The organism is Streptomyces katrae, assembly GCF_000966975.1.
GTDB lineage: Bacteria > Actinomycetota > Actinomycetes > Streptomycetales > Streptomycetaceae > Streptomyces > Streptomyces katrae.
Genome location: NZ_JZWV01001073.1, coordinates 1 through 6,783, shown reverse-complemented (window position 1 = coordinate 6,783; position 6,783 = coordinate 1). Strand labels below are relative to the sequence as shown.

Sequence of the window (6,783 nt, the reverse complement as noted above, 5' to 3'; positions counted from 1 at the left end):
GTGCCGGGGTGGGGACGGCCGGGGCTGCGGGTGCGAGGGGGGACGGGGACAGGGGGGCGATGGTCATGACTGCTCCTGATCCGGGCACGGGGAGCCGGACCGCGGGTGGCGGACCCGGCTCCTTTACTTCTTCCGTGACCGGCTGGATTCGACATGACCGCTCAGCGGCCCCCGGATGTGCGGGGGCTGAACTCGACGGGCCGGAGGGGGCCGGGCGTGCAGCTCAGCGGGTCGGCGGATCAGCTGATCGTGAGTTCGTCCGGTCCGTGGCACAGGGTTGCGGCGGACCGGGGCGGGATCAGCGGTCGGAGTTCAGGACCTGGCTCATGGTCTCCGAGGCCGTCTTCGCGGCCTGCCGGGGGTCCTGGCCGGTGAGGACGGCCGTCATGTAGGGCTTGAGCGGGTTCTTGGCCTCGACCTCGGCCCAGCGCCCGGACTTCGGCGTGGCCCGGCCCTGGGCGGCTCCGGCGGCCATCGCGGCGGCGCCCTCGTTGCCCTCGACCACCCGGGCGAGGGTGGTCTTGTTGGGGACGTAGCTCATGGTGCGGGCGAGTTCCGTCTGCCATTTCTCGCTGACCAGGGCGGTGATCAGGTCGACGGCACCGGACCGGTGCGCCGTCCTGGCCGGGATGACCAGGTCGGAGCCGCCGGTCAGGACGGAGCCCGCCTTGTCGGAGGCCTTGCCGGGGATGGGGAAGTAGCCGAGCTTGCCCTTGAGCGCGGGGTTGGCCGCCTCGATCTGGGCCGCCTGCCCGGGCGGGGCGATGATCTGGGCGACCTGGCCGCGCGCGAAGACCTCGGCCTGCGGGGGCGTCTCCTCGTCGGCGTTCTTCGGGCCCTTGCCGAGGGCCTGGAGCTGCTTGTAGAAGTCCATCCCCGCCAGGGCCTTCTCGTCGTCGAGGGCGCCGACCCACTGGCCGCCCGACTCGACGGCGAGCTCGCCGCCCTCGTCCCAGACGAAGCCGGCGAGGACGTACCAGTTCTGGCCGGGGAGGTAGATGCCCTGCTGGTCGCCCTTGTCGAGCTTCTGGGTGGCGGCGATCCACTCCTGGCGGTTCCTGGGCGGGGTCTTGATCCCGGCGCCGGCGAAGAGGTCCTTGTTGTAGATGACCACCCGGTTGGCGGCGTACCAGGGCACGCCGTACTGGGCACCGTTGACGCTCCCCGGGTCGGACAGGCCCCTGAGCCAGTCCTTGCTGCCCCAGGTGCGCAGCCCCTCCAGGGTGAGCTCGGAGAGGCCGCCCGTCTCGACGTACTGGGCCACCTGGGTGTTGCCGACCTCGATGACGTCGGCGTGCTCCTTGCCCTTGCCGGCGAGGACGGCGTTGACCTTGTCGCCGATGCCCTTCCACTCCTGGATCTTGACCTCCAGGTCGGTGCCGGGGTGCTGCTTCTCGAAGTCGGCGGTGAACTTCTCGATGAACTCGTCCGAGGCGCTGCCCTTCATCAGCCAGAGGGTCACCTTCTCGGACCCGCCGTCCGATCCGGCCAGAACGCCGCAGCCGGCGGTCAGGGCGGTGGCGGCCACGAGGGCCGTGCACACGGCGAGGAATCGCTTCTTCACGAGGGTCACCTTCTGGGCTGGATCTCAGATGGCTTGAAATTGGCATAGACCAATGGGCCGGTCAAGGGGCTTTCCGCCGGGATTGTTCGCCCAAAGTTCGCGGACCCGCCCTTACTGGGGCACCGTGGAACAAGGCAAAAGCGACAACTGGCGGGAGACCCCATGTCCAACCACACCTACCGGGTGACCGAGATCGTCGGCACCTCCCACGAGGGCATCGATCAGGCCATCCGGAACGGGATCACGCGCGCCGGCCAGACCCTGCGCAATCTGGACTGGTTCGAGGTCACACAGGTGCGCGGGCACATCGAGAACGGGCAGATCGCGCACTACCAGGTCGGGCTGAAGGTGGGCTTCCGCCTCGACGGCGAGGACTGACGGGCCGTCCGCACCGCGCGCCCCGACTCCGCGGACCCGGCGGCCCGGCGGACGGGGCGCGCAGCCCTGCCCCGTCCCGGCCGGAGAGCGCCGCCTAGGCTGGCGGGCATGACCGAGACCACCGCCCCGCGCCGGCCGCTGGCCGTCTTCGACATCGACAACACCCTGGCCGACACCGGCCACCGCCAGCACTTCCTGGAGCAGCGGCCACGCGACTGGGACGGGTTCTTCGGCGCGGCCCCGGCCGATCCGCCGCTGGCGCCCGGCGTGGCGCTGGCGGTGGAGAGCGCCGCCGACTGCGAGGTGGTGTACCTGACCGGCCGTCCGGAGCGCTGCCGGGCGGACACCGCCGACTGGCTGGCCCGGCACGGGCTGCCCGAGGGCCGGGTGTGGATGCGCGGCGACCGGGACCGGCGGCCGGCCCGGGTGACCAAGCTGGAGGTGCTCCGGCGGATCGCGCGGGGCCGTGAGGTGCGGGTGCTGGTCGACGACGACCAGCTCGTCTGCCAGGCCGCCCGGGCCGCCGGGTTCCAGGTGCTGCTGGCGGACTGGGCGGCGGAGGCTCCGGAGCTCAAGAGCGCCCAGGAGAGCGAGCGCGGCAGCCGCACCTGAGGGCGGGGCGCCGTACCGGGGACCCGGGCATCCGCACCGGGGGACGCGGGGACCCGTCCCGCGCGCACCCCTCGGGAATCCTGGCCGGCGCCCGGCGTTGAAGACGGGTGTGATCTCCAGAATCTCGGTCCTCGACCGGTCCCGCGTCCGCGCGGGGCGTCCCGCCGCGGAGGCCCTGCGCGACACCGTGCGGCTCGCCCGCGCCGCCGAAGAGCTCGGCTACCACCGCTTCTGGGTGTCGGAGCACCACAGCGTGCCCGGGGTGGCCGGTTCCGCCCCCACCGTGCTCGCCGCGGCCGTGGCGGCCGCCACCGGGCGGATCCGGGTCGGTACGGGCGGGGTCATGCTGCCCAACCACCAGCCGCTGGTGGTCGCCGAGCAGTTCGGGGTGCTGGAGGCGCTGTTCCCCGGCCGGATCGACATGGGCCTCGGCCGCTCGGTCGGGTTCACGGGCGGGATCCGGCGCGCCCTGGGCCGTGACACAGGCGACGCCGACCGGTTCGAGGAGCAGCTGGCCGAGCTGCTGGGCTGGATCGACGGCAGCCAGCGGACCCACCCCGAGGTGCACGCCCGGCCGGCGGAAGGGATGCGGATCCCGCCGTTCGTGCTGGCCACCGGCGCGGGCGCGTCCATCGCGGCCCGGGCGGGGCTGCCGGTGGTGGTGGGCGACCTGCGGAACCGGCCCCGGGTGGCGGAGGCCGTCGCGGCCTACCGCAGGGAGTTCCGGCCGTCGGCGTGGGGCGCCGAACCGTACGTGGTGGTCTCGGGGACGGTGGCGGTCGCGGAGACGGAGGAGGCCGCCCGGCGGATCCTGCTGCCGGAGGCCTGGTCGCTGGCGTACTCCCGGACCCGGGGCAGCTTCCCGCCGCTGCGGCCGGCCGAGGAGGTCGAGGCGCTGGAGCTCGGCCCGAAGGAGCGGGAGCTGTACGAGGCCGCCCTCGCCGGTCACCTCGCGGGTACGGAGGAGCAGGTCGCGGCCGGGCTGGCCGCCCTGGCGGAGGCCACCGGGGCGGACGAGCTGCTGGTCACCACCTCCACCTACGACCGGACGGCCCTGCTGGACTCCTTCCGCCGGCTGTCACGAATCGCCGGGCTGCGCTAGGGTCGCCCGCGCCACCCGCTCCCGTACGCCACTAAACTGGGGCGAATGCACCAGCCATCCGCCGATGTCCCCGCCGTCCCCCGCGACTCCCTCGACCCCTGCGTACGGGTCCGCGGCGCCCGGGAGCACAACCTGCGCGGGGTGGACGTGGACATCCCGCGCGACACCCTGACCGTCTTCACCGGGGTGTCGGGGTCCGGGAAGAGCTCCCTGGCCTTCGGCACGCTCTACGCCGAGGCCCAGCGGCGGTACTTCGAGTCCGTGGCCCCCTACGCCCGGCGCCTGATCCACCAGATCGGCGCGCCGAAGGTGGACTCGGTGACCGGGCTGCCGCCCGCCGTCTCCCTGGAGCAGCGCCGCTCCTCCCCCGGCTCGCGCTCCTCGGTGGGGACGGTGACCCTGCTCTCCAACTCCCTGCGGATGCTGTTCTCCCGGGCCGGCGACTACCCTCCGGGGGCCGAGCGGCTCGACTCCGACTCCTTCTCCCCCAACACCGCCTCGGGCGCCTGCCCTTCCTGCCACGGACTGGGGCGGATCCACCGCACCAGCGAGGAACTCCTCGTCCCCGACCCGGGGCTGTCGATCCGTCAGGGCGCCATTGCCGCCTGGCCCGGGGCCTGGCAGGGCAAGAACCTGCGGGACATCCTGGAGGTGCTCGGCCACGATGTGGACCGGCCCTGGCGGGAGCTGCCCGCCGAGGACCGGGAGTGGATCCTGTTCACCGAGGAGCAGCCGGTGGTGACCGTGCACCCGGTGCGGGAGGCCGACCGGATCCAACGGCCCTACCAGGGCACGTACATGAGCGCCCACCGCTATGTGATGCGAACCTTCTCCGACACCAGGAGCGCCACCCTGCGGGCGCGCGCGGAGAAGTTCCTCACCGACGCCCCCTGCCCGGTGTGCGAGGGGCGGCGGCTGCGGCCGGAGGCCCTGGCGGTGACCTTCGCGGGCCGGACGATCGCGGAGCTGGCGGCGCTGGCACTGGGCGAGCTGGACGCCGTACTGGCCGGGGCCGCGCCGGACACCGAGGCGGGCCGGGTGCTGGTCGCGGACCTGCGGGCGAGGATCGCACCGGTCACGGAGCTCGGGCTGGGCTATCTGAGCCTGGACCGGACCGCGCCGAGCCTGTCGGCGGGGGAACTGCAGCGGCTGCGGCTGGCGACCCAGCTGCGGTCGGGGCTGTTCGGGGTGGTGTACGTCCTGGACGAGCCGTCGGCGGGGCTGCACCCGGCCGACACCGAGGCGCTGCTGGGCGTACTGGAGCGGCTGAAGGCGGCGGGGAACACGGTGTTCGTGGTGGAGCACCATCTGGACGTGGTGCGGCGGGCGGACTGGCTGGTGGACGTCGGCCCGCTGGCCGGTGAGCACGGCGGCCGGGTGCTGTACAGCGGGCCGCCCGGCGGGCTGGCCGGGGTAGCGGAGTCGGCGACGGCCCGGCACCTGTTCGCGCGGGCCGACGCCTGCGGGCCCTCCCGGCAGGTGCGTACCGCCGCCGGCTCGGTGCGGCTCTCCGGTGTCCGGCGGCACAACCTCCGTGACCTGACGGTCGAGTTCCCGCTGGGCGTCTTCACCGCCGTCACCGGGGTGTCGGGCTCGGGGAAGTCCACCCTGGTCGGCCGGGTGCTCGCGGAGGAGGTGGCCGGGCGGCTGGGCGAGCCGGAGTTCCCGGTGCGCCGGCTGGTGGAGGTGGACCAGAAGCCGATCGGCCGCACGCCGCGCTCCAACCTGGCGACGTACACCGGGCTGTTCGACGTGGTGCGCAAGCTGTTCACGGCGGCTCCGCAGGCGCGGGCGCGCGGCTGGAAGGCGGGCCGGTTCTCCTTCAACGTCCCGGGCGGCCGCTGCGAGACCTGCCAGGGCGAGGGGTTCGTCTCGGTGGAGCTGCTGTTCCTGCCCAGTACGTACGCACCGTGCCCGGACTGCGCCGGCGCCCGGTACAACGCCGAGACGCTTGAGGTCCGTTACGAGGGGCTGCACATCGCCGAGGTGCTGGAGCTGACGGTGGAGGCGGCGGCCGGGTTCTTCGCGCAGGTCCCGGCGGCGGCGCGCAGCCTGCGGGCGCTGGAGGAGATCGGCCTGGGCTACCTGCGGCTGGGGCAGCCGGCCACGGAGCTGTCGGGCGGGGAGGCGCAGCGGATCAAACTGGCGACGGAGCTCCAGCGGTCGCGCCGGGACCACACCCTGTACCTGCTGGACGAGCCGACGACGGGGCTGCACCCGGCCGATGTGCGGGTGCTGCTGCGGCAGTTGCACGGGCTGGTGGACGCGGGCCATTCGGTGGTGGTCGTGGAGCACGACATGGAGGTGGTGGCGGGGGCCGACTGGCTGATCGACCTGGGACCGGGCGGCGGCACGGAGGGCGGCCGGATCACGGCGAGCGGCCCCCCGGCGCAGGTGGCCGCGTCGACGGCCGGCCGCACGGCCCCGTACCTGGCGCGCGCGCTCGGCCGTTAGGGCCGGGGCGTGTGCCGAAGGTGCGTGCGGCGGTCGACGTGTCGTAGTACTCCTGGGGAGACAGGGACACCTTCCTTCTTCCTTGGAGTCGTCGATGGCCGTTCGCCGTGTCGTGCCCAACCTTCAGTCGCAGGACGCCGACGCGAGCCGGGAGTTCTATGGCCTGCTGGGCTTCGAGGAGGTCATGAACCACGGCTGGATCATGACGCTCGCGTCCCCGTCCAGCCCGGCGGCGCAGATCAGCGTCATGACCGGTGACAGGACCGCGCCCGTCGCCCCCGACATGAGCGTCGAGGTGGACGACGTGGATGCGGCCTATGCGGTCATGCGGGCGAGCGGCGCGGAGATCGTCCACCCCTTGCAGGACGAGGAGTGGGGCGTGCGGCGGTTCTTCGTCCGTGACCCCACCGGGCGGGTGGTCAACGTGCTGGGTCACCGCTGACGGCCCTCCGGCCGGATCCGGAAGGGACAGGGCGGGACGGGACGGGACGGCCTAGGCGTCGCCGGGGAGGAGGCGTTGCGAAAGTTCGCGGAAGGTCCAGTTCCCGCGGCTGCGGGTGAGGGTCCAGACGAGGTCGCTGCGGTCGGGCCAGGCGGCGGGGAGGCCGAGGGTCCGGTGGGCGCCGAGGGCGTGGACCAGGCGGGGGATCCCCGCGGGCTCCCAGCACAGGAG

Annotated in this window: 6 protein-coding genes and 1 pseudogene; 5 read left to right on the top strand and 2 right to left on the bottom strand. The window is 73.5% G+C overall.

What is annotated here, in order from left to right; all coding sequences use genetic code 11:
* Window positions 1–298: 298 nt before the first annotated feature.
* Window positions 299–1,564 carry an extracellular solute-binding protein gene (locus tag VR44_RS32500; protein WP_045951224.1) on the bottom strand — a complete coding sequence of 422 codons (1,266 nt, stop codon included), beginning with the start codon at window positions 1,562–1,564 and terminating at the stop codon, window positions 299–301.
* Between the two features lie 162 nt (window positions 1,565–1,726).
* Here VR44_RS32500 and VR44_RS32495 point away from each other — a divergent pair, with 162 nt between their 5' ends.
* The 5 genes from VR44_RS32495 (at window position 1,727) to VR44_RS32475 (ending at window position 6,552) form a co-directional block, all read left to right on the top strand.
* The gene (locus VR44_RS32495; protein ID WP_045951223.1) at window positions 1,727–1,942 is read left to right on the top strand and encodes a dodecin; all 216 of its coding nucleotides are present in this window, start codon (window positions 1,727–1,729) and stop codon (window positions 1,940–1,942) included.
* Window positions 1,943–2,050: 108 nt separating this feature from the next.
* Complete coding sequence (locus tag VR44_RS32490; RefSeq protein ID WP_045951222.1) at window positions 2,051–2,554, top strand: phosphatase domain-containing protein; 504 nt, start codon at window positions 2,051–2,053, stop codon at window positions 2,552–2,554.
* Between the two features lie 109 nt (window positions 2,555–2,663).
* Window positions 2,664–3,656 (top strand): LLM class flavin-dependent oxidoreductase, encoded by a 993-nt coding sequence (locus VR44_RS32485; RefSeq protein WP_094192064.1) that lies wholly within the window; start codon window positions 2,664–2,666, stop codon window positions 3,654–3,656.
* Between the two features lie 45 nt (window positions 3,657–3,701).
* On the top strand, window positions 3,702–6,110 hold the full coding sequence (locus tag VR44_RS32480) for an excinuclease ABC subunit UvrA (protein ID WP_045951220.1): 2,409 nt from the start codon (window positions 3,702–3,704) through the stop codon (window positions 6,108–6,110).
* Between the two features lie 94 nt (window positions 6,111–6,204).
* Complete coding sequence (locus tag VR44_RS32475; RefSeq protein ID WP_045951219.1) at window positions 6,205–6,552, top strand: VOC family protein; 348 nt, start codon at window positions 6,205–6,207, stop codon at window positions 6,550–6,552.
* Window positions 6,553–6,603: 51 nt separating this feature from the next.
* Here VR44_RS32475 and VR44_RS32470 read toward each other — a convergent pair.
* Window positions 6,604–6,783 (bottom strand): annotated as a pseudogene (locus VR44_RS32470) (hypothetical protein); the annotation flags it as partial.